17 protein-coding genes are annotated in these 24,262 nt (G+C 37.2%); 14 read left to right on the forward strand and 3 right to left on the reverse strand.

The annotated features are described in order from the left end of the window. The 5 genes from GTR01_RS22630 (at nucleotide 1) to GTR01_RS22650 (ending at nucleotide 4,617) form a co-directional block, all read left to right on the forward strand. Nucleotides 1-900, forward strand: a complete 900-nt coding sequence (locus tag GTR01_RS22630; protein ID WP_160139989.1) for a helix-turn-helix domain-containing protein — start codon at nucleotides 1-3, stop codon at nucleotides 898-900. Between the two features lie 81 nt (nucleotides 901-981). After that, on the forward strand, nucleotides 982-1,818 hold the full coding sequence (locus GTR01_RS22635; RefSeq protein WP_160139990.1) for an SDR family oxidoreductase: 837 nt from the start codon (nucleotides 982-984) through the stop codon (nucleotides 1,816-1,818). 105 nt (nucleotides 1,819-1,923) lie between these two features. Continuing rightward, complete coding sequence (locus tag GTR01_RS22640; protein WP_160139991.1) at nucleotides 1,924-2,784, forward strand: DUF4240 domain-containing protein; 861 nt, start codon at nucleotides 1,924-1,926, stop codon at nucleotides 2,782-2,784. Nucleotides 2,785-3,034: 250 nt separating this feature from the next. After that, entirely contained in the window at nucleotides 3,035-3,991 is a 957-nt protein-coding gene (locus GTR01_RS22645) for an MBL fold metallo-hydrolase (protein ID WP_160139992.1), read from the forward strand. After that, nucleotides 3,991-4,617 (forward strand): DUF2490 domain-containing protein, encoded by a 627-nt coding sequence (locus GTR01_RS22650; RefSeq protein ID WP_160139993.1) that lies wholly within the window; start codon nucleotides 3,991-3,993, stop codon nucleotides 4,615-4,617. The genes GTR01_RS22645 and GTR01_RS22650 overlap by 1 nt, the downstream gene beginning before the upstream one ends. Before the next feature lie 78 nt (nucleotides 4,618-4,695). Here GTR01_RS22650 and GTR01_RS22655 read toward each other — a convergent pair whose 3' ends face one another. Together GTR01_RS22655 and GTR01_RS22660 are read right to left on the reverse strand one after the other, a co-directional pair. Further along, nucleotides 4,696-5,034, reverse strand: coding sequence for a winged helix-turn-helix transcriptional regulator (locus GTR01_RS22655; RefSeq protein WP_228452326.1), 339 nt, complete (start codon nucleotides 5,032-5,034; stop codon nucleotides 4,696-4,698). 148 nt (nucleotides 5,035-5,182) lie between these two features. Continuing rightward, nucleotides 5,183-5,740, reverse strand: coding sequence for a hypothetical protein (locus tag GTR01_RS22660; protein ID WP_160139994.1), 558 nt, complete (start codon nucleotides 5,738-5,740; stop codon nucleotides 5,183-5,185). A gap of 601 nt (nucleotides 5,741-6,341) precedes the next feature. Here GTR01_RS22660 and GTR01_RS22665 point away from each other — a divergent pair. The 8 genes from GTR01_RS22665 to GTR01_RS22700 all read left to right on the forward strand — a co-directional run bounded on the left by GTR01_RS22665 (nucleotide 6,342) and on the right by GTR01_RS22700 (nucleotide 23,489). Beyond that, complete coding sequence (locus tag GTR01_RS22665) at nucleotides 6,342-7,517, forward strand: hypothetical protein (RefSeq protein ID WP_160139995.1); 1,176 nt, start codon at nucleotides 6,342-6,344, stop codon at nucleotides 7,515-7,517. Between the two features lie 19 nt (nucleotides 7,518-7,536). Next, a complete protein-coding gene (locus tag GTR01_RS22670; RefSeq protein WP_160139996.1) occupies nucleotides 7,537-10,959 on the forward strand; it encodes a T9SS type A sorting domain-containing protein in 3,423 nt (1,140 codons plus the stop codon). Between the two features lie 573 nt (nucleotides 10,960-11,532). Then, on the forward strand, nucleotides 11,533-12,714 hold the full coding sequence (locus GTR01_RS22675; RefSeq protein WP_160139997.1) for a hypothetical protein: 1,182 nt from the start codon (nucleotides 11,533-11,535) through the stop codon (nucleotides 12,712-12,714). Between the two features lie 20 nt (nucleotides 12,715-12,734). After that, on the forward strand, nucleotides 12,735-15,935 hold the full coding sequence (locus tag GTR01_RS22680; RefSeq protein ID WP_160139998.1) for a T9SS type A sorting domain-containing protein: 3,201 nt from the start codon (nucleotides 12,735-12,737) through the stop codon (nucleotides 15,933-15,935). 536 nt (nucleotides 15,936-16,471) lie between these two features. Then, entirely contained in the window at nucleotides 16,472-17,653 is a 1,182-nt protein-coding gene (locus tag GTR01_RS22685; protein WP_160139999.1) for a hypothetical protein, read from the forward strand. Between the two features lie 20 nt (nucleotides 17,654-17,673). Further along, on the forward strand, nucleotides 17,674-22,215 hold the full coding sequence (locus tag GTR01_RS22690; protein ID WP_160140000.1) for a T9SS type A sorting domain-containing protein: 4,542 nt from the start codon (nucleotides 17,674-17,676) through the stop codon (nucleotides 22,213-22,215). Between the two features lie 137 nt (nucleotides 22,216-22,352). After that, entirely contained in the window at nucleotides 22,353-22,763 is a 411-nt protein-coding gene (locus tag GTR01_RS22695; RefSeq protein WP_160140001.1) for a 5-fold beta-flower protein, read from the forward strand. A 78-nt stretch (nucleotides 22,764-22,841) separates the two neighbouring features. Then, a complete protein-coding gene (locus tag GTR01_RS22700; RefSeq protein WP_160140002.1) occupies nucleotides 22,842-23,489 on the forward strand; it encodes a hypothetical protein in 648 nt (215 codons plus the stop codon). Here GTR01_RS22700 and GTR01_RS22705 read toward each other — a convergent pair. After that, the gene (locus GTR01_RS22705) at nucleotides 23,486-23,974 is read right to left on the reverse strand and encodes a GNAT family N-acetyltransferase (RefSeq protein WP_160140003.1); all 489 of its coding nucleotides are present in this window, start codon (nucleotides 23,972-23,974) and stop codon (nucleotides 23,486-23,488) included. The genes GTR01_RS22700 and GTR01_RS22705 overlap by 4 nt on opposite strands. 100 nt (nucleotides 23,975-24,074) lie before the next feature. On the opposite strand from GTR01_RS22705, the gene GTR01_RS22710 reads away from it, so the two are divergent. Further along, nucleotides 24,075-24,262 (forward strand): transposase (locus tag GTR01_RS22710; protein WP_160138522.1); only part of this gene is annotated, 188 nt, incomplete at its 3' end.

Consider the following 24,262-nt stretch of genomic DNA (forward strand, 5'->3'; position numbering starts at 1 on the left):
ATGGCAAAAGCGATCGAAACACTTGAACAATTCTACAGGAACAAATACGGAATGTTATCTGAAGATTTTTTTCAGCATGAAGGGCAATTTAATATCTTTAAGATTGAAGACAGGATGTATTCAGGGATGGCTTCTCCTACCTTTATCCGAAGAGATTTTCATAAGATCATGTGGTTTCAGGGGGATAATGTGTTTCATTATGGAGATCGGAGTATTCCTATAGCCGGAAATACATTACTTTTCTTTCATCCGTATTTCCCTTATACTTACGAACCTTTAACTGCAGATTCTAAAGGTTATTTTTGTGTCTTTAATGATGAATTTCTAAAAGATAATTTTCGTTCCAATCTATTTGAACTTCCGCTATTTACAGCAGATGCCTACCCTGTTTTCGCTTTAAAAGAGGAAGAAACAACGGAGGTTAAGGCAATATTTGAAAAGATATCCAAAGAAATGAATTCAGATTTTCGTTATAAATATGATCTAATTAAAAATTATATCTGTGAATTAATTTATTTCGGATTGAAGCTGCAGCCTTTAAACTGTTCCTTTGAGTCGTCCAATGCCGCTGCCAGAATTACTTCAGTATTTATGGAACTTTTAGAGCGGCAGTTTCCCATTGAATCTACTGCACAACGTTTTGAATTTCGCTCTCCCAAAGCTTTTGCTGATCGGCTGTCTATTCATGTTAATTATCTTAATCGCGCTATAAAAAAACAAACAGGCCGAACCACTTCTGAGCATATTTTTGAGCGTTTGATTTCTGAAGCCAAAATCCTTTTAAAATATACAGATTGGAATATTTCAGAGATTAGTTATGTCCTTGGTTTTGAAGATCAGGCTCATTTCAATAATTTTTTTAAGAAACAAACCCAAACCAGTCCAACCCGTTTAAGATAGGTTTGAATTTGACAAGTATTGGTTTCTATATGACAAAATCCTGATGGCTATCTGAGATAATTTTGTATGAAAATAAAATTTATGAATCATACAAAAACCTGGTATATAACAGGAGCTTCCAAAGGAATGGGACTTTCACTGGTGAAAAAGTTGTTGGAAAAAGGGCATAAAGTAGCCGCTACTTCAAGAACAGCAGATACTTTTGAAAAATTAAATATTGAGAATGAAAATTTTCTTCCTTTAGAAGTCGATTTAAAAGATGAAGAATCTATAGCCAGATCAATAGAAAGAACAATAGAAAAATTTGGGAAACTGGATGTGGTAGTCAATAATGCAGGTTACGGATTAGGAGGTGCAATTGAAGAGCTCAGTACCGAAGAGATTGAAAACAATTTTCAGATCAATTTTTTTGCTGTAGTACGAGTTATTCAGAAAGCATTACCTTATTTAAGAAATCAGCGCTCTGGGCATATCATTAATATTTCATCGATTGCAGGATTTGCTCCCGGATTAGGATGGAGTATATATTCTGCAGCCAAATTTGCTGTGACAGGTTTGTCTGAAGCATTAGCTAATGATCTAGAACCATTAGGAATTAATGTAACAGCAGTTCTTCCCGGATGGTTTCGTACTCATTTTGCCAAACAGGATTCTATCACTTTCAGCCAAAATCAAATAGAAGCGTATCAATTTTTACGAATAGCGCATCAAAAGATGAACGAAATAGACGGCAGCCAGCCAGGTGATCCGGATCAACTGGCGGATGTTTTTATCAAATTGACTGCTGATGCCTATCCACCTGCTTTATTATTCTTAGGGAGTGATGCCTTTGAAAGAGCAGAAAATAAAATTGCTCGGATGGCAGACCAACTCAAACAGTGGAAATATCTATCTTTTTCAACAGATTTTAAAGATTAATTGAGTATGTTCTCAACAGAGTGAAAATAAAAGCCTTTGAAAGCAACCGGATCTCTTTATTTTTCGTAGTTTACGCCTGTAAATAAATCACAATTTATATACTTTATGAAAAGGAATTTAATCAATCAAAATGGAGTCTCCGATAAGTTTTGGAATATTGAATATTGGGAAAACACACAAAAAATAGTGTTTGGAAAAACAGGAACTAAAGGACGTGAAACCATTAAAGAATTTACAAATGAAGAAGAGTGTATCAGAGAATCTGAAAAACTGATTGCACAAAAGATCAAAAAAGGATATACAGAAATCCTTGAAAATGATGAAATCCCACAAAAAGTAGAACTTTCTGAAGCTGAAAAAGCCGACATTTATTTTTGGGAAGCCATTGAAAAATCCAATAAATATAAAAATGCCCACTGGAGTGAGTATGATGTAGATGAGCACCTTGAAAATTTAACCAACCATCTTTCCAGATTTGGAAAAGAAAGGCTGATCCTTTTCGAAAAAACTCTTCAGGAAAAACTGAGTGAGCTTTATACTGCTGAAATTGCTGAACTCTCCTTCATCCTTGAATGTGATTTTAGTGCTGAAAACGGGAACTATACTTTTGATAACTATCTTTCGGATGATGGATTTATTTATTTCCGTTGCTGGCTTCTATTGAAAGGCAAAGCATTTTTTGATGATATTAAAAAAGATATACAGGAATTTGTCAGTGAGAAATATAGCTTCAATATTGGAGACTGCTGGGCAGAAGGCTTGTTGTATGTTTCTGATGAAGCCTATTCTATAAATCATGATAATGAAGATGAAGCCGAAATAAGAGATACCGTTAACGAACTTTATCCGGAGCATCATTATGACAGTATGGATCGGCAGATGAACCGCGAACCCAAAGGAGGAGTGGATTTACAAAAAATGTATCCAAAATTGGTAAAAGAAATGGGCGAATTGAGAAGCGCATAAAATCTTGTTGAGAATCATTCTCTAAGTAGAAAATATATTTTTACAGAATAAAACCCCGGCAAACATCTTTGATGTTTGCCGGGGTTTTGCAAAATTAAAACGCTGGTTTTTTCGTCAAATGGATTAATAGAAGAGAATGCTGCTACTGATCCATGAAATAGTGGTTACCTTTTTGTAATCCCTATTTTTATTTTAGTTTCTAATAGTAACTATTATAGTTTAATTTTGTAACCATATAAATATTTACATAATGAACACTAAAATTAAACGTGTAGTATTCCTGCTAATCTGTCTGTTATTCAGTAATCTTGGTTTTTCACAAATTAAAGATGCTTATAAAATCAAAATAGGAAGTACTGAAGTATATTCTTTATTAGATGGTACCATTGAAGTGGATGCTGAAAAGTTATTCAACAACCATACTCCTGGTAAACCTACCCAGTTGCTGGCGGCTCAATTTATCCATAATCCGGTAGAGATCAGTATCAATGTTTTTCTTATAAAAAAGGATAATAAACTTATTTTGATAGATACAGGTTCCGGAGAATTATTGGGGACAACCGGAGGTCATATCGTAGAAAGTCTTTCTTCAATAGGTATAAAACCGGAAGCGATAACGGATGTTTTACTGACCCATATTCATGCAGACCATTCCGGCGGTCTTATCATGGCTGGTAAAAAAGTATTCAACCATGCAACGATTCATGTGAACAAAAAAGAATTAGACTTTTGGCTGAATGAAACCAACGTGCAAAAGGCTTCTGAAGAAAATATGGGAGCCAATCCTAAAACATTTGATAATGCAAAAAATATGTTGATCCCTTATCTTAATGATCATCAGGTAAAAACATTTGAAGGAGAAAATACTGAAGTATTGCCCCATATTTACAGTTATGCCATCGGTGGGCATACTCCGGGACATTCCATTTATGTTTTAAAAGATAGTGGTGAAGAAATTTTCTTTTGGGGAGATGTTGTGCATGTAGCAGCTATTCAGTTGTCTGCTCCTGATGTATTGGATCATTTCGATGTAGATCATCATTCTTCCGAGGTAGCCAGAAAATCTTTTTTAAAACAGGCTGCCGAAAAAAACTTTCTGATTGCAGGTGCCCATATTTCTTTTCCAGGGCTGGGAAGATTAAAAAAAGAAGGGAGAAGATATACTTGGTATCCTGTACCTTATAGCATTTCAGGGAGACATCAATAATGAACAGGCTAAGGTATTGTTTACTGAATTTGTTTTTAACATTCAGTACGATCATTATATATGCACAAGAAGGCAGGTGGGCTCCCTGGATTATGCCGGCAGTCATTCACAGATTTGATCAAAAGTTTAGTCTAATGGGGCAATTGGCCTATACACCTTATCAGAATTCAACCTTTATCTATTTACTGGGAACGTATAAACTGAATAAAAATATAAGTCTTAGCGGTGGATATTTCAGACTGGATGCAGAACCTAAAGATGGAATCCATTATTCAGAAAATGATGCTGTCTTCTCAGGAATTATTTCTGTACCCATTCATCATATCTCGCTTGAATACAGGAATATGAGTATGGCGGTTTTTCCCGAGAAACAGAATGTAAAACTATATAACAGAAATCGGCTGCGGTTAATCGCTAATGATTTTTCAAGGATTGTAAAACCCTATGTTTTCTGGGAAGAATATTATTCCTTTAATGAGGGAAATTGGTATAGAAATAGAAAATCCATTGGTTTTTTAGCGCATACCTCTCCTAAAACTCAGGTTGATATTGCTTATATTCTGCAGGGGCAGAATCAGGAAAGATCACTACATCTGCTGTTTGTCCAATTTCTGATCACGATTTAATTTCTTATAAAAAACTCCTGTAGGTTTCTTGTACTTACAGGAGTTTTTGGTTTACAACAGGTAGACTGTTATAGTAGATTATTCATTATGTTGTTCCAGTTCAAGATGTTTCTGATTCCACAAGGTGAGCTGGTTAAGGATGGCCAGAAGTTCTATGCCTTTTTCGCTTAAAGAATATTCTACTCGGGGTGGCATTTCGTTGAATTCTTCACGAATGATGATTTTGTCTTCAACGAGCTCTTTAAGTTGTTCGGTTAATACTTTTTTAGAGATGATTCCCATCAGGGCAAATATCTGTCCAAATCTTTTCTTCTTTAAGCCAATAGTATAAATAATAATAGGCTTCCATTTGGTTCCAATGGTAGCCATTGTCCTGGTCATGGGACAGTTATGGCATATGAAAATTTCGTTTTTCATTGAATCTTTTATAATCTTTAATCCGGATGAGGCTGTGTCATACAAATTTAAACATTAATTAAGTCAGCCGTGCTATTTTAATGATAGAGATATCTTTTTACAGATATAAAAAGAAACTAAGAGAGGACTGAATATTGGGTTGAAAGATCTATATTAATCTTTCAAAAACCTCATTTCTGATATCACAAACATAGCTTCTTTTTGCATTTCCTTTTGTATCATCTACTCTTTGCTGATAATAATGAATGGGGCATTGTAGCAGATAGGTTTGAAATCTTTTAAAATCAGTTTTCCATACGCCGTGTAAAGGTTGTGCTATTATTTCAGTGGCTCCCATTTTAAATGTAATGGCGATCCAGTTAATCCAATAATAAATAATAAGGTCAGGATACTTGGTCTCATATCTTAATTTGTCTTTTTCATTAAAGACAACAGCATACGTTGGATCTGTTTTGTATTTATTTTTGGCTTTGAAGAAAGGGGTAGCTTGAAATTTTAGATCACCAAGCTGTCCGGTTGTAGTGTTGATAAGGTCTGGTGCATAAGGATTTACTTTTTTCTCAGGGTTCATGGCTAGATTCAAGGTATCTCCATATAACCTGACAAATGCTTCTTCAATCTTTTCTCCATCCTTACACCAATGAGATTTGTCCTGAAGATTATGGTGCTGTATTTTATGACCATTAATGTCAAATAGTTCATACATGATTAGTGGTTTTTATAAAGATAGTAATTTATTTTTAGGGTAGTTTAGGCTTTTTTTTGAACTTTTCAGTGTATTGTCTGAAGAAGAGATGTCACGAAGATCACGGAGTATACAATATTAAAAGACAAAAAGCTTTACAGAAAATTAGTTTTTTTTCATCAACTATTTCATGAATCATAATAAAAATATACTTTTGCAGTCAATAACATACGATCATTATAGTGATGGTGTTATTTTCAAAAAAACTAAAAACTAAAATTGAAAACTAATTAAACCATGCTAATAAACAAAACGATATGGTATTTCTGTATACCTATTCATCACGACTTATTGTTCCCAACAATTTAAATAGCATTAAATCTTCGACATTTTCTAAATAACCACTGGTATTTGAATGTGTTGAGTAGTTTTATGGTATGTCAGTGATGATGCTACACGATCGAATCAACAAAATATTTTCAAAATCAATAAATATTTATTGAGTACAACTCTTGTCCCACAACTTTTATGTTTTGCAAAAAAATAAATGTAAAAGGGTAACAGGAAATGATGTACACCCCCAAAAAAATAACATTTAATATTAAATCAATTTTATACTATTATGACAAAACAATTACTTATCGTTGCCTTTGCTGGTTTATCCAGTACTATGGCTTTTGCCGCTGATTTATATGTAAGAAACGGCGGAACAGGTGGGGCTTATTCTACAGTAAGTGCGGCGATTACCGCAGCTTCAGATGGTGATAGAATCATCATTCAGCCTAAGATAAATGGATCGGCCTATGTAGAAAATATTACCATCAATAAATCATTAACTTTTGTTTCCGAAACGAATTATAACAAGTATTTTATTCAGGGAACGATTACGATCAATCCGGCAGCAGGAAGAGTAGTAACCATCAGTAATTTAAGTTCTGGAGACTATTCTATTTACGGCTTAGTGGCAAGCGGACCTACTACCGGTGGACGAACTACGATAAACCTTTACAATTGTTATTTAAATAAGGTGATTACCAATCAGGCCAATACGACTACCAATATTTCCGGTTCTAGTGTGTTGGGTGAAATTAGTTTTTCTCATGGTAGAGTTACGGCTAATAAAGCACAGTCTATTTATGCTAATTCTACAGCAGCAGATACCAGTCTTGCAACATCGGATATTGAGGTGTATGGGAATGCTACAAGTTTTGGTCTTTCCCATTCACAATCAAACTATAATTTTAAATTCTACAATAATTTTTGTCGTGGGGTTTTTGTTTATGCTATTAAAACAGGCAGTAACAACGAGATTATTAATAATACGATCTATGACCCTTATGGTGGTGATATAGCACCATTTTTCATCAAATTAAATAATGGAAACACAGGGAATATTTCTATTATGAATAATGCCGCTTCTTTTGTATCAGCAGTAACTGATGCGTGTATTAGTAATAACAATATTGCGACAGTAACCGCTAGCTACAATGTATTTACAAACCCATTTGTGACACAGGGAGCGATGACTCAAAGCAATAATTCAGGAGGAGTTAATATGAATTTCAATGAGACAGCATTCACTGTAACCGGGATGAATGTAAATGCAGGAAATCCTGATGTAAACTATACCGACTTAGATTTAACAAGAAATGATGCAGGTCATTACGGTGGTTCAAATAGTTGGACTAATTATTGGCCGGCAGACAGTGGGGCTAGACCTCAGGTAAATTATATGTTAACTCCAAGAACAATCAGCAGTGGTACATTAAACATCAGTGGGTCTGGTTTTTCTAAATAATGACTAATGATATAACAATATGAAGAATTATATCTATAGTATCTTTGCTTTGTTTATGGTAATGCTGTGCCCGGCACAGTTGTACGTAAGCCAAGCTGAATATTTCTGGGATAATGATCCGGGAGCGGGAAACGGTACCGCTGTTTTGGCTTCCGATGGGAGTTTCAACAGTGCTTTTGAACAATTGACTAAAACAGGAATTGCTACACCAGGTAATGGTTTACATAAGCTCTCTATCCGTATCAAAGATAATACGGGAGTTTGGGGCCCTGTTTTTACGAATATTATTAATGTTCAGCAAAATCAAACATCCACAATATTAGCCCTTTCTCAGGCTGAATATTTTTGGGATACTGATCCTGGATCAGGAAACGGTACTCCGGTATTGGCTGCTGATGGAAGTTTTGACAGTGCTTTCGAGCAATTAACCAAAACAGGAATTACTACACCAGGTAATGGTTTACATAAACTCTCTATTCGTATCAAAGATAATACGGGTGTTTGGGGGCCTGTCTTTACGAATGTTATTAATGTTCAGCAAAATCAGACATCCACCATACTAGCCCTTTCTCAGGCTGAATATTTTTGGGATACCGATCCGGGGACAGGAAATGCTACTCCGGTATTGGCGGCTGATGGGAACTTTGACAGTTCTTTTGAACAATTGACTAAAACAGGAATTGGCTTGCCAGCTAATGGCTTGCATGTATTCAATATTCGTATTAAAGACAATACTGGAACTTGGGGGCCTGTTTTTAAAAATGTGATTAATGTAGAAACTCCGGCTTCCTCAGGTTGCTGGGAAAGTTTGAGCGCAGGACGTCAGCATTCGCTTGGAATAAAACCAGACGGAACGTTATGGGCCTGGGGTAATAATCAGACCGGACAACTTGGAGATGGTGCTACTATTAACAGAAATGTTGCAGTTCAAATCGGAACCGCAACGAACTGGAAAAGTGTTAGTGCTGGTGAGCAGTATACAGTAGCTCTTAAGACAGATGGAACGCTATGGGCATGGGGCAGTAATTTTGATGGCCAGCTTGGAGATGGAACTAAAACTGATAGATATGCTCCAGTTCAAGTAGGAACCGCAACGAATTGGAAAAGTATTAGTGCCGGAAGCTTCCATGTCTTAGCTCTTAAAACAGATGGAACAGTTTGGGCTTGGGGAAGGAATAATTATGGCCAATTAGGAGATGGTACAAATACTGGAAAATTAGTTCCTACACAAATTGGAACAGCAACAAACTGGCAAAGTGTTGATGCTGGTACGCTGCACTCTCTCGCTTTAAAAACTGATGGAACACTTTGGAGTTGGGGATATAATTACAGTGGGCAATTAGGTTATGGAGGCAGCGGATATACTTCTGTTCCAACGCAAATCGGAACTACAAATGATTGGAAAACTATAAGTGCTGGAACTTATCACTCTACTGCAATTAAAAAAAATGGAACATTATGGACTTGGGGTAGTAATCTTTCCGGACAGTTAGGAGATGGAACCACTACAAATAAAAATACTCCTATACAAATAGGTACGGAAACCAATTGGCTAAATATAGGTGCTGGCTCCAGTACTACTTTTGCAAACAAAACAGATGGAACACTCTGGATATGGGGAAACCCTTTCCATACACAGACTAGTGGTATAGATAATACATTACCTAGACAAGTAAATTCCTCTTCAGACAACATGCAGATGGCTGTGGGAGAATCTCATATTCTTGTAAAAGCGCTTGATGGTTCTTTAAAAGTCTATGGTTCTAATATGTATGGACAATTAGGTAATGGTATGGATGGTATGAATAATGATACGAGTACATTTATTTCCATTGAATGCCCTTCAAATTGTAGTCCTCAAATACAACTTTCAGTAAACGATATCACTTCTACAACCGCTACTCTTAAATGGACAACATCAACATCGGTTTCTAATGGGTATATGTATCTTTACAGCACAAGCCCACTTGTTGGCGGTATTGATGGGAAAACTTATTCTAACAAAGTTGACTTAACGAATTTACTATCAAATACCACTTATTACTGGTGGGTAGCAACTGATTGTAAAACCAGCCAGGGGAGTTGGATACCGGGGGGATCTTTTAAAACACTTCCAACAACTGAAACAGGATGTTGGCAAAGTATAAGTGGAGGAAATAGTCATTCAGTAGGAATTAAAAAAGATGGAACATTATGGGCCTGGGGACGTAATGAATATGGGCAACTTGGCATTGGATATACTGATTCTCAAAGCACTCCAAAACAAATTGGAAGTGCAAATAGTTGGAAAAAAGCAAGTGCAGGGCATTATCATAGTGCTGCTATTAAAGCAGATGGAACCCTTTGGACATGGGGTGACAATAGTTATGGTCAATTAGGTAATGGAGCAGGATATAGTCAAGCTACCCCAATTCAAATGGGAACAGCGACAGATTGGGTAGATGTTGCTTCTGGAGATTCTTATGTTATAGCTTTAAAGTTAAACGGAACACTTTGGGCATGGGGACTTAATGATTCTGGTCAATTAGGAGATGGTACAATGGTAAATAAAAATGTACCTATCCAAATTGGAACTGCAAATAATTGGAAAATGGTTGCACCTAGTATCGATTATACTCTTGCTCTTAAAACAGATGGAACACTATGGGCCTGGGGTAATAATTATTATGGGCAATTAGGAGATGGAAGTACAACAAAAAGAATGTCTCCTATTCAGGTAGGAATAGCTTCGAACTGGAAAAGTATTGGTGTGGGAAATGCGAATTCACTAGGAATAAAAACAAATGGCACACTATGGACTTGGGGCTTCTCAGGAGCACTAGGAGATGGAACTAATACTAATCGAGCTACTCCAGCTCAAGTTGGAACAGCAACAAATTGGCAGAGTGTTGGCGGAGGCTGGTATAATTGTACAGGACTCAAAACAGATGGTACACTTTGGGCCTGGGGACTTAATTTCTATGGAGAGCTGGGAGATGGAACTCAAATCTCTAAAAGTACTCCCGTACAAATAGGAACCGCTTCTGATAAACAAAGTATTGCAGTAGGTACTACACGTATTTTTGCTATCGATACCAATGGATTCTTATCGGGTTGTGGTGACAATTCTTACGGTGGGATAGGAGATGGTACTTATGTTTTTAGGAAAATTTTTGTACCTGTTGCCTGTTCTACAAGTGATCTGGCCGTTACAGAAGTTGCAGCAAAAGCAGATCAGCTGAAGGTGTATCCGAATCCGGTACAGGATATCTTAACGGTCTCACTTGATCAAAAGATTTTTATGGTAACGGTTTATAATGCTGCAGGACAAGTGATTCTTACAAAAGCGCTTAATGATACAAAAGGAACAATTGATTTCACTGCTTTACCATCAGGAGTATATCTTGTGAAAGTAACAGCAGCGAATGACTTTGTAAAAACAGTAAAAGTGATCAAACGATAAACAGTAACAGTTTATTTGAATACTGAGATTTCTGTAGACTTGAAATCTTTTAATAAAGCGCCACTTAGCAATAAGTGGCGCTATTATTTAATATGTACTTCGCTGCATTTAAGAAGTTATAGTCATATTAATTCTTCACCAACTATTTCATGATCCATAATAAAAATATATTTTTGCAGTCAATAACATAGAATCACTTGTGGTGAACTGTTATTTTCTAAAAAACAAAACTAAAAACCTGAAAACTAATTATACCGTGAAAAAGAACAAAACGATACTATATTTATTCCCATATATAAAAATTCATTGTTTTTAATTATTGAAAACAAGCCCTTAGAATTGTTGTTATTTCTGTGTTTGGGAAATTTCCTGTTGTCTCTGTTTGATATCATTTAATTAACGAAGATACTTTCAAAATCAATGTCTATTCATTGATAAAAACTCTTGTCCCATAACTTCTGTGTTTAGCAAAAATAACATAGGGGAAAATGTTGATCATGATGTATGACTCAAAGAGGAATTTATAAATCAAAGAATATAATTTAATATAAACCAATTAACTTTTATACGATTATGACAAAAAAACTACTAATCATGGCCTTCACAGGCTTATCAAGTACGATGGCTTTTGCAGCCGATCTTTATGTTCGAAATGGCGGAACCGGTGGAGCATTTTCTACTGTAAGTGCAGCCATTTCAGCTGCTTTAGATGGAGATCGCATCATCATTCAACCTAAAACGAATGGAGATCCTTATATAGAAAACCTGACGATCAACAAGTCACTGACTTTTGTTTCCGAAACCAATTACAGCAGGTATTTCATTAAAGGAACACTTACGATCACTCCTGCTGCAGGAAGGGTAGTAACCATCAGTAATTTGAGTTCAGGAAATTATACAATCAATGATATTACAGCTAGTGGAGCTACAACAGGTGGAAGAACAACGATCAATCTTTTGAACTGTGATTTGAATAATGTTTATACTAATCAAGCCAATATTACGACCAACATCTCAGGATGTACCGTGAGAGGAGTTCTTAATTTTTCTCACGGAAGGGCTACTGCTAATAAAGCCCAATATCTGAGTGTCTATTCTCTTGTGCCAGATACTTCCATAGCTGCATCTGATGTGGAGGTTTATGGTAATATTGTTGATAATGTGTTATCATATACACAAACGAGTTACAATTTTAAATTCCATAATAATTTTTGCGCCCGTATAGCTATTCAAGCTATTAAAACGGACAGTTTTAACGAAATTATTAATAATACTGTTAATAATCCAAACCCTAGTGATGTTGCTCCATTTTACATAAGCTCAAATAATAATGGAAATGCAGGAACTATTGTTATTATGAACAATGCTGCTTCTTTTGCAGTAGGGCAAACCAATGCATGTATTCAAAATCAAAGCAATAATGCGAATGTAATAGCGAGTTATAATGTATTTACCAATCCTTTTGTAACCCAGGGGAATATGACCCAAAGCAACAATTCAGGATCTGTTAATATGAATTTTAACAATACAACCTATACATTGACAGGGATGAATGAAAATGCAGGAAATCCTGATGTAAAGTATACCGATTTAGACTTAACCCGAAATGATGCTGGGCACTATGGTGGTTCTAACAGCTGGGCAAATTACTGGCCAGCGAATGTAGGAAATAGACCTCAGGTAAACTATCTGGTAACTCCAAGAACAATTAGCAGTGGTACATTAAACATCAGTGGATCTGGTTTTTCTAAATAATTTATAATCATATACATACAATGAATAAATATATCTATAGTATAATCGCCTTGTTTATGGCAACATGGTGCTGGGCACAGTTGTACGTAAGCCAGGCAGAATATTTCTGGGATAATGATCCGGGAGCGGGAAACGGTACTGCTGTTTTGGCTTCCGATGGGAGTTTCAACAGTGTTTTTGAACAGCTTACAAAAACAGGAGTTGCCACACCAGGCAATGGTTTACACAAGCTTTCTGTTCGTATCAAAGATAATACAGGAGCTTGGGGGCCTGTTTTTACGAATGTGGTGAATGTTCAGCAGAATACACCATCCAATATCATTTCTATTTCTCAGGCAGAGTATTTTTGGGATACCGACCCGGGAGCAGGAAACGGTACAACAGTATTAGCTGCCGATGGAAATTTCGACAGTACTTATGAGCAGCTTACTAAAACGGGAATTGCTTTGCCATCTAACGGTTTGCACGTGTTTAATATTCGTATTAAAGACAATACCGGAGCTTGGGGGCCTGCTTTTAAAAATGTTATTAATGTACAAACTCAAACTTCTTTAGCTTGCTTTAGAGAAGTTAGAGCAGGTGAGTATCATTCAGCAGGAATAAAAGAAGACGGAACACTATGGGCATGGGGTAATAATGAATACGGACAATTAGGAGACGGAACCACCGTTAATAGAAATGCTGCGATCCAAATCGGAACTGCCAATAATTGGTCGAAAATAGTAACAAGAGGCTATTTTACAGTCGCCCTTAAAACAGATGGAACACTATGGGCATGGGGCAGTAACTCTAGTGGACAATTAGGTGATGGAACTAAAACTGATAGATATGCTCCGGTTCAGATAGGAACAGCTACGAATTGGAAAAGTATTGGTGCTGGATCTAGTAATATGGTAGCCCTTAAAGCCGATGGAACATTATGGGCATGGGGAAATAATAACTTTGGCCAATTAGGTGATGGAACAACTACAAGCAGGCTAGTACCTACACAAATAGGAACATCAACAAGTTGGGTAAGTTTGGGAACTGGGGATAATCATACATTCGCAATCAGATCAAATGGAACTCTTTGGGCATGGGGTGATAATACTTTAGGTCAGCTGGGAGATGGAACTACTACAGACAGAACTATTCCAGTACAAATCGGAACCGCTACGAATTGGAAAAGCGTTGATGGAGGAAATCTTCATACAGTAGCAGTAAAAACCGATGGGACATTATGGGCATGGGGATATAATTATAATAGCAGGCTGGGTGATGGAACTACAATTGACAGACTTACTCCAACACAAATTGGAACGGCCACGAACTGGCTCAATGTATCGGCAGGATTGCAGACTACTTTTGGAATCAAAACAGATGGTACATTTTGGGGATGGGGGAGAAACTTCTTTGGAATGTTAAGTAATATTAGCAGTGGATCTGCGGACGTTGCAATACCTACACAAATAGGTACTTCTTCAGACAATATTGAAATTTCTGCCGGAACTTATCATGCCTTTGTAAAAGGTGAGGGTGGTGTTCTGAAAATTAGCGGACACAATAATTATGGACAGTTAGGCGATGGTACGAATACCGACAGATCACTTTATCCTGCTATTAGCTGCCCTTCAAATTGTCTTCCTCCAACACAATTTTCAACCACCAATATTACCTCTTCAACAGCCACTATTAGCTGGACAGCATCATCTCCTGCTCCTAATGGAGGCTATTTGTATCTTTATAGTACGAATTCAGTTGCTGGAGGTATAGAAGAAAGGACTTCTTCTAAAACAGTAAACTTAACCAATCTATTACCCAATACTACTTACTATTGGTGGGTAGCATCTAATTGTGGTTCCAGTCAGGCGAATTGGACACTGGCAGGTTCCTTTACCACACTTCCTACAAGTGAAACAGGCTGTTGGCAAAGTGTAAGTACAGGGATGTATCACTCATTAGGACTTAAAACAGACGGAACACTATGGGCATGGGGAGGTAACGCCCATGGGCAGCTGGGTGATGGAACTGAAATTGATAGAAATGCTCCGGTACAAATCGGAACTGGAAATAATTGGATGAAAATTGAAACAGGTAATGATTACTCATTAGGACTTAAAACAGATGGAACACTATGGGTATGGGGCAGAAATCTCTATGGACAGCTAGGCGATGGAAATTTTGTTAACAAACTTACTCCAACACAGCTTGGAACAGCTACAGACTGGGTAAGTATGACTGCAGGTGATAGCCATACAATAGCAGTGAAATCAAATGGAACACTTTGGGCTTGGGGACATAATAATTATGGACAATTAGGTGATGGCTCGAGTATCGATAAAAATATACCCATCCAAATTGGAACCGCAACAGATTGGAAAAGTGTAGCTTCAGGAAGCGAACATACCTTAGCTATCAAAACCAATGGAACGCTTTGGGCTTGGGGAGATAATAGCAGTGGGCAACTAGGTGATGGAACCTCGGTGCAAAGAAGAAGTCCTGTACAAGTTGGGACTGATTCCAATTGGAAAAGTGTTGACGGAGGAAGAAACCATTCAATAGGAGTAAAAACAGATGGAACATTATGGACTTGGGGGGCGAATAACATTGGCCAATTAGGAGATGGAACCACTTCGTATAAATTTGTTCCAACACAAATTGGTACAGAAACAATCTGGCAAAGTGCTAATGCAAGTTTTAATGGTTCTTCTATAGCTATTAAATCAAATGGCACACTTTGGGGATGGGGAGATAATAGCCGTGGACAGTTGGGTGATGGAACAACAGTTAATACACGCATACCACAGCTTATAGGATCCAATAATAATAGACAAATGGCAGCAGTGGGAATGCTTAATACAGCGGTTATAAGTACGAATGGATTTTTATCAATCAATGGTTATAATGGCATGGGACAAATAGGAGATGGCACCACTATTACAAGAAAAATATTTGTACCTGTTGCTTGTCCTGTAAGTAATTTAGCCGTTACAGAAGTTTCAACAAAAGCAGATCAGCTGAAGGTGTATCCGAATCCGGTACAGGATATCTTAACGGTCTCACTTGATCAAAAGATTTTTATGGTAACGGTTTATAATGCTGCTGGACAGGTGATCCTTACAAAAGCGCTTAATGATACAAAAGGAACAATTGATTTCACTGCTTTACCATCAGGAGTATATCTTGTGAAAGTAACAGCAGCCAATGACTTTGTAAAAACAGTAAAAGTGATCAAACGATAAACCGTAAAAGTTTATTTGAATACTAAGATTTCTATAAGTTTTGAAATCTTTTAATAAAGCGCCACTTAGCAATAAGTGGCGCTATTATTTAATATGTATTTCGTTGCATTTAAAAAGTTATAGTCATATTAATTTTTCATCAAATATTTGAAGATTCATAATAAAAATATACTTTTGCAGTCTATAACATATAATCTTTGCATTGATATGTTATTTTCCATGAAAAACTAAAAACAAAACCTGAAAACTAATTAAACCATGAAAATGAGTAAAACTACATTGTCTTTATTTCTGCCGATACCTCCTATCTTATTGTTTTCGGTAATTTAAATAACATACATCCTCAAGATTTTTTTAGCGTTGAGTCGTGTTTTATGAATAGGACTTATTGGATTTTTTTAATCAAAAGAAAAAATATCCAAATAGATCTGTATGCTGTCACTGATTTGATAACTGGAAATTCTATTTATCTGTGCTCGAGGATGGCTACCCCAACGTATTTAATTTAACATTATACCAATCAATTTTACACTATTATGACAAAAAAACTACTAATCATGGCCTTCACAGGCTTATCAAGTACGATGGCTTTTGCAGCCGATTTATATGTAAGAAACGGCGGAACAGGTGGAGCTTATTCTACAGTAAGTGCGGCGATTACCGCAGCTTCAGATGGAGATCGTATCATCATTCAACCTAAAACGAATGGAGATCCTTACATAGAAAACCTGACGATCAACAAGTCACTGACTTTTGTTTCCGAAACAAACTTTAGCCGATATTTCATTAAAGGAACACTTACGATCACTCCTGCTGCAGGAAGGGTAGTAACTATAAGTAATTTGAGTTCAGGAAATTATACAATCAATGATATTACAGCTAGTGGAGCTACAACAGGTGGAAGAACAACGATCAATCTTTTGAACTGTGATTTGAATAACGTTTATACTAATCAAGCCAATATTACGACCAACATCTCAGGCTGTACCGTGGGCGGAGCTCTTAATTTTTCTCACGGAAGAGCTACTGCTAATAAAGTACAGTTTATTACTGTCCGTTCCAATATGTTAGATACTTCCATGGCTGCATCTGATGTTGAGGTATATGGCAATATTATTGATCGTGTATTGACCTATACACAATCTGGTTATACTTTTAAAATCCATAATAATTTTTGTACCCGTATATCTGTTCATGATATTAAAACAGACAGTTCTAACGAAATTATTAACAATACCATTTATGACCCCAATCCTGGTGATGTTCCTCCTTTGCAAATTAGCTTAAATAATACTACCAATACTGGAAGTATTGCCATTATGAACAATGCGGTTTCTTTTGCAGTAGGCCAAACCAATGTATGTATTGGAAACAACAGTACAGGGGTTAATGTTACAGCGAGTTATAATGTATTTACCAATTCCTTTGTAACATCTGGGAATATGACCCAAAGTAACAATTCAGGTACTGTGAACATGAATTTTAACAATACAACTTATACATTGACGGGGATGAATGAAAATGCAGGAAATCCTGATGTAAAGTATACCGATTTAGACTTAACCCGAAACGATGCCGGGCACTATGGTGGTTCTAACAGCTGGGCAAATTACTGGCCAGCCAATGTGGGAATTAGACCTCAGGTAAACTATCTGGTAACTCCAAGAACAATCAGCAGTGGTACATTAAGCATCAGCGGATCTGGTTTTTCTAAATAATTTATAATCATATACATACAATGAATAAATATATCTATAGTATAATCGCTTTGTTTATGGCAACATGGTGCTGGGCACAGTTGTACGTAAGCCAGGCAGAATATTTCTGGGATAATGATCCGGGAACCGGAAACGGTACCGCTGTTTTGGCTTCCGATGGGAGTTTCAACAGTGTTTTTGAACAGCTTACGAAAACAGGAGTTGCCACACCGGGCAATGGTTTGCACAAGCTTTCTGTTCGTATCAAAGATAATACAGGAGCTTGGGGGCCTGTTTTTACGAATGTTATTAATGTTCAGCAGAATACACCATCCAATATCATCTCTATTTCTCAGGCAGAGTATTTCTGGGATACCGACCCGGGAGCCGGAAACGGTACAACAGTATTAGCAGCTGATGGGAATTTCGACAGTACTTATGAGCAGCTTACTAAAACAGGAATTGCTTTGCCATCTAATGGTTTGCACGTGTTTAATATTCGTATTAAAGACAATACCGGAGCTTGGAGTCCTGCTTTTAAAAATGTAGTTAATGTAGAAACTCCAATAGCTACAGGTTGTTGGCAAAGTTTGAGTGCCGGAATGAACCATTCAGCAGGAATAAAAAACGATGGCACATTATGGATGTGGGGAAATAACTCCAATGGCCAGCTTGGAGATGGTAGTACCATTGATAGAAATGTACCTATCCAAATAGGAACTGCCAATAATTGGCTGAAAGTAGAAACCGGAGCCTATTTTACAGTTGCTATCAAAAAAGATGGCACGTTATGGGCTTGGGGTAAAAATGATTCAGGACAATTAGGTGATGGAACTAAAACAGATAGATTTGCCCCTGTTCAAATTGGAACGGCAACAGATTGGAGTAGTATTACTGCTGGATCTGTTCAGGCTTTCGCTATCAAAACCGATGGAACACTATGGGCATGGGGCTCTAATTCATTTGGCGTATTAGGAAATGGTACATCCACCAGTTCAACGGTACCCATCAAAATTGGCACCGCAACCAATTGGTTGAAAGTAGTTGCCAAAAATTATTTTTCGGTAGGGATAAAGAAAGATGGTACATTATGGGCATGGGGTTTTAATAACTCTGGTCAATTGGGAGATGGGACTACTACAGACAGAACTATTCCAGTACAAATCGGAACCGCTTCGGATTGGAAAAATATAGGTATTGGGAATGCGCATACCATAGGACTCAAAACAGATGGAACAATATGGTCTTGGGGCTATAATGGGAATGGGGAATTAGGTGATGGAACCACCACAAACAAGCTCACTCCAACACAGATGGGAACTGCAACCAATTGGAAGGATATTGCAGGGGGTGGTAATTTTGCGTTTGCCAACAAAACAGATGGTACCCTTTGGTCTTGGGGTAGTAATCAAAAAGGACAATTGGGGAACGGGACAAGTGGAACATTGAACACCACCTCACCAACACAAGTAGGAACTTCTTCAGATAATACATTAATGTCTGCAGGGGCTTTCCATGTTCTTGTAAAAAATATCAATGGTGATCTAAAAGTTTGCGGACAAAATGTTTCCGGTGAATTAGGCGATGGGACTAAAACTAACAAAAATACGTTTACTCCTATCAGTTGTCCTTTAAATTGCCTGCCGCCAACACAATTTTCAACAACCAATGTTACTTCTACAGCAGCTACGATTAATTGGAATGGATCAACATCTGCTCCTAATGGCGGTTACCTGTATCTTTATAGTACAAGTCCGATTATTGGGGGAATAGATGGTTCTACTTCTTCTCAAACAGTTAATTTGACAAACTTATTACCTAATACTACTTATTATTGGTGGGTAACCTCTAATTGTGGATCCAGCCAGGGGAATTGGACATCCGGAGGTTCTTTTACTACACTTTCTACAGTGATAGCAAGCTGTTGGCAAAGTGTAAGTTCAGGATTAAATCATTCAGGAGCAATAAAGACAGATGGAACATTATGGATGTGGGGAAGTAATCAGTATGGTCAATTGGGATGGAGTGGTTCAGGCTCTGAAGATTCTCCAATACAAGTTGGAACCGGAAATAACTGGAAAAAAGTAGCAACAGGAAATTTTCACACTGTAGCGCTAAAAGCTGATGGAACAATATGGACGTGGGGTCAAAATCAGTACGGACAATTAGGAGATGGAACAACAGCAGCATTAACCCGAGTGCCAAAACAAGTGGGAACAGCGACAGACTGGGTAAATGTTGCCACTGGTGATTATTATGTAATTGCTTTAAAAGCTAATGGAACCCTATGGGCATGGGGAAGGAATAATTATGGCCAATTAGGAGATGGTACAACCATTGATAAAAATGTACCTATTCAGATCGGAACGGATAGTGACTGGAAGATTATTTCACCCGGATCACAACACACCTTTGCAATAAAAACCAATGGAACACTTTGGGCTTGGGGATATAATAGTAACGGCCAATTAGGAGATGGAACGACGAGTTCAAAAAGTACTCCAGCGCAAATAGGAACAGCAACCGATTGGATAAATGCAGTGGCAGGAGCCCGCCATTCTCTAGGTTTAAAATCAAATGGTTCCCTTTGGACTTGGGGATCTAATTACATTGGGCAATTAGGGGATGGAACAACAATCGGAACATATATCCCAAAACAATTGGGAACAGCAACATATTGGCGAAGTATTTATGCTAACTATGATGATTCTTCTATGGCAGTAAGAACCGATGGAACACTTTGGACATGGGGTAAAAATGAATCAGGTCTATTAGGTGATGGAACTTTGACCGATAGAAATATTCCAACACAAGTGGGTAATTTATCAGGTATACAGAGTGTTGCGGCAAATGTATACAATATGTTTGTGATCAATGCCAATGGAATTTTATCAGGTTGTGGAGGTAATGTATACGGGCAAATAGGAGACGATACAAGGGTTCAAAAGAAAATTCTTACCCCTCTTACTTGTCCTGTAAGTTGCTATGCTCCAACCCCATTGCTAGCCTCTAATATCACTTCTACAACGGCTGTTATTAAATGGACAGGAGCAAATCAAGCTACTAATGGGACATATAGATACCTTTATAGTACGAATCCAGAGGTGGGGGGAATAGAAGGAAATACTTCTTCTTTAACCGCTAATTTGGCCAATCTATTACCAGATACAACATATTATTGGTGGGTGGCATCTACTTGCGGATTCAGCAATCCAGATTGGATTCAAGGTGGTTCCTTTAAAACCCTCTCTACTACTGAAACAGGTTGTTGGGAAACTGTAAGTTCAGGAAATCTTTATTCCGTAGGAATTAAAATGGACGGAACCCTATGGGCCTGGGGTGATAATCAATCTGGGAAACTGGGAGATGGAACAACACTCCCAAGATATAATCCGACTCAAATCGGTTTGGAGCATAATTGGCTGAAAATAGCTGCCGGATTTAATCACACGGTAGCCATTAAAACTGATGGATCACTTTGGGCCTGGGGAGCTAATGGCGATGGACAATTAGGGGATGGAACTAATACAGGACGAAATACTCCGGGACAGATTGGAACAGAAACCAACTGGGTAAGTATTGCTGTTGGAGACCGTTTTACATTAGCTTTAAAATCTAATGGAACTCTTTGGGCTTGGGGGAATAATACTCTTGGGTCATTAGGTGATGGAACCAGCACTAATAGAGCTCAACCTATCCAAGTGGGTACAGCAAATGATTGGCAAACCATATCTACCGGCAGAGCCCATGTTCTAGCCGTAAAAACAAATGGAACCCTGTGGGGGTGGGGGCTTAATACCAATAATCAGCTACAACCTGGCAGCACATATTATATATATGTTCCTACTCAAATCGGAACAGCCACCAATTGGAGAGAGGGAGCTGCGGGATTTGCTCATTCTCTTGCCCTTAAAACAGATGGAACCCTTTGGGGATGGGGATTTAATTCAAATGGATCATTAGGTGATGGAACAAGTATTAGTAGAAGTGTACCAACACAAATGGGAACCGCAACAGACTGGCAGAGTATTAGTGCTGACAAAAATGATTCTTCTGCAGGGATAAAAACAGATGGAACACTTTGGGCGTGGGGATATAATAATGGCCAACTAGGAGATGGTACGAAAATTCAAAGACTTTCTCCAATACAAATAGGAACAGCTACTAACAGAAAAATGGTTTCAATAAGTAGTAGTAATAGACTTGTGATCAATGCCGATGGGTTTTTATCAAGTTGTGGTCTTAATGACAGAGGCCAGCTAGGAGATGGTACTACTATTCAAAAACCGATTTTTGTACCGGTTGCCTGCCCTGCAAGTAATTTAGCAGTTCAGGAGATTTCAGCAAAAGCAGATCATCTGAAAGTTTATCCGAATCCGGTACAGGATATCCTGACGATTTCTTATGATCAGAAGATTCTTTCAGTAACGGTTTACAATGCTGCAGGACAGTTGGTACTTACAAAAGCAATCAATGATACAAAAGGAACAATTGATGCTTCAGGATTTGTATCAGGGATTTATTTAGTTAAAATAAATGCAGCGAATGATTTTGAGAAAACAGTAAAAGTGATCAAACGATAAACCGTAAAAGGTTATTTGAATACTAAGATTTCTTTAGATCTGAAATCTTTCAGCATAGCGCCACTTAGCAATAAGTGGCGCTATTTTTATAGAGGACATTATTCATATAAATTGTATATTTAATTTAAAAAAATAACATGAAGAAAACACTATTCATTGGCTTTTTGGTATTCAGCCTTTATGCTGTAAAGGCACAAACTATAGAATCTGGAAATCACAGCACAACAGGTTATATCAAATCAGATGGAACCATTGAAAACAGCAGTCGTTCCACCGTGGGATATATCAAGTCTGATGGAACGATTGAGAATAAAAACCATTCAACAATCGGTTACATCAAAAGCGATGGAACAATAGAAAACAAAAGTCATTCTACAGTAGGATATGTTAAAAAAGATGGGATCGTAGAAAATAGCAGCCATTCAACCATTGGGTATATCAAAGATAATGGAACGGTAGAAAACAGCAGTCACAGCACTATTGGATACGCTAGCGGTATCAAGAAAGAATGGGCCGCAGTAGTCTATTTCTTTTTTAAACTAGATTAGTAAGCCTGCAAAGGAGAATGGTTTAATGGAGGAAATACTTTTAATTCAACAACGACTGATCTATAAAAATATAATCAAATGATTTATAACAATGATATCGAACTCTATGAACTCCTTTATTACTATAATGAAGAAGGAGAAGAGGGATATGATTTACATGAAGTACAGCTCCTTGAAAAAATAGATGTTGCAAGGGTTGAAAAATTAAAGCTGCTGCTTCACCACAAAGATCAATATATTGCTTATCAGACGATGCTGATTTTATTGGCCTGGGCAATACCCGAAGGATTTGAACTCCTTGATCGGTTGATTACTGAAAAATGGGCGGAAAAAGAAAGTTTTGAATCCCATAGGCTCTATCATGAAGATAATGTTTATGATGTCATTACCCATGCCTTATCTATCTCAACACTCAACGGGAAAAATGAACATGAATTATATCCTTATATCAAGCATTTTTTAGGCCTATATGGTAAACATTTTTTTGAATCTAACCTAAAGAATTTCCTATTGAAGAAAGATTGTAAACCGCTGGTAAAGGAGATAGAAAGGGCAATGCAGGATGCTTTAGACAATAGAAGGTATTATCAGGCCAGTCAGTTATTTCCGGTGCTTGTTCAGTATGAAAAACAAACATTTCGTAAATATATTGATATTTTTGATTCTTTAATAAACCAGGATCAAAGGATCGTCTATAATATAGAAGATGCAAGGAAACTACTCTAAGCATCAAGTCTGAAAATAAATTCTTCAATCTCTTTTTGTCTTGCATTGGCAAAACCTTTATCAGTACCGATTTTGACAAATCCACAGTGTTCCAGAACTTTTTGTGAGCCAAGATTATCAAAAGCGACCCGTCCAAAAATAGGCCTGGCTGGTTCAATGGTAAGAAAATTTTTCAGTGCTGTTGTAGCAACACCTTTTCCCCAAAAATTTTTATCAATCCAATAGGTGATTTCTGCATCGCCCTCCATAACAAACTTGGCAATACTTCCTGCAATTACAGAATCAACGATAATCGTCTGATTGTTGACCGTTGGATTATCCAGTAATTTAGTGTATTTAGCCAGATAGGCTTCTTTGTCGGTAGAATCTTGTGATGTAAATGCAGCAAGGTGCCTGCCTTCATCATCAAGCTGAAATTGAAAAAGAATCTCTAAATCAGCAATGGTTGTAGGTCTTAGTTCTATTGTATGTTTATGATCTTCCATTTTGAATGATTGGTTATTTGATCTTCAAATATAAAACTTGTGGTAAACTTCCCTGTTTTTCAGACAAATTAAAATTATTAAATTTAGTTTGTTAAACATTATGAAAAAGAGCAAATTTTCAGAACATCAGATTATCAATATTCTGAAAGAATATGAATCTGGGAAAGCGACAAAAGATATTTGTCGTGAGCATGGAATTTCAGCAGCTACTTTCTACCAGTGGAAGCAGAAATACGGAGGAATGGATGCACAACATCTTAAGGAACTTAAAGCGTTACAGGAAGAGAA

It is taken from the genome of Chryseobacterium sp. c4a, from assembly GCF_009900745.1.
Taxonomy (GTDB): domain Bacteria; phylum Bacteroidota; class Bacteroidia; order Flavobacteriales; family Weeksellaceae; genus Chryseobacterium.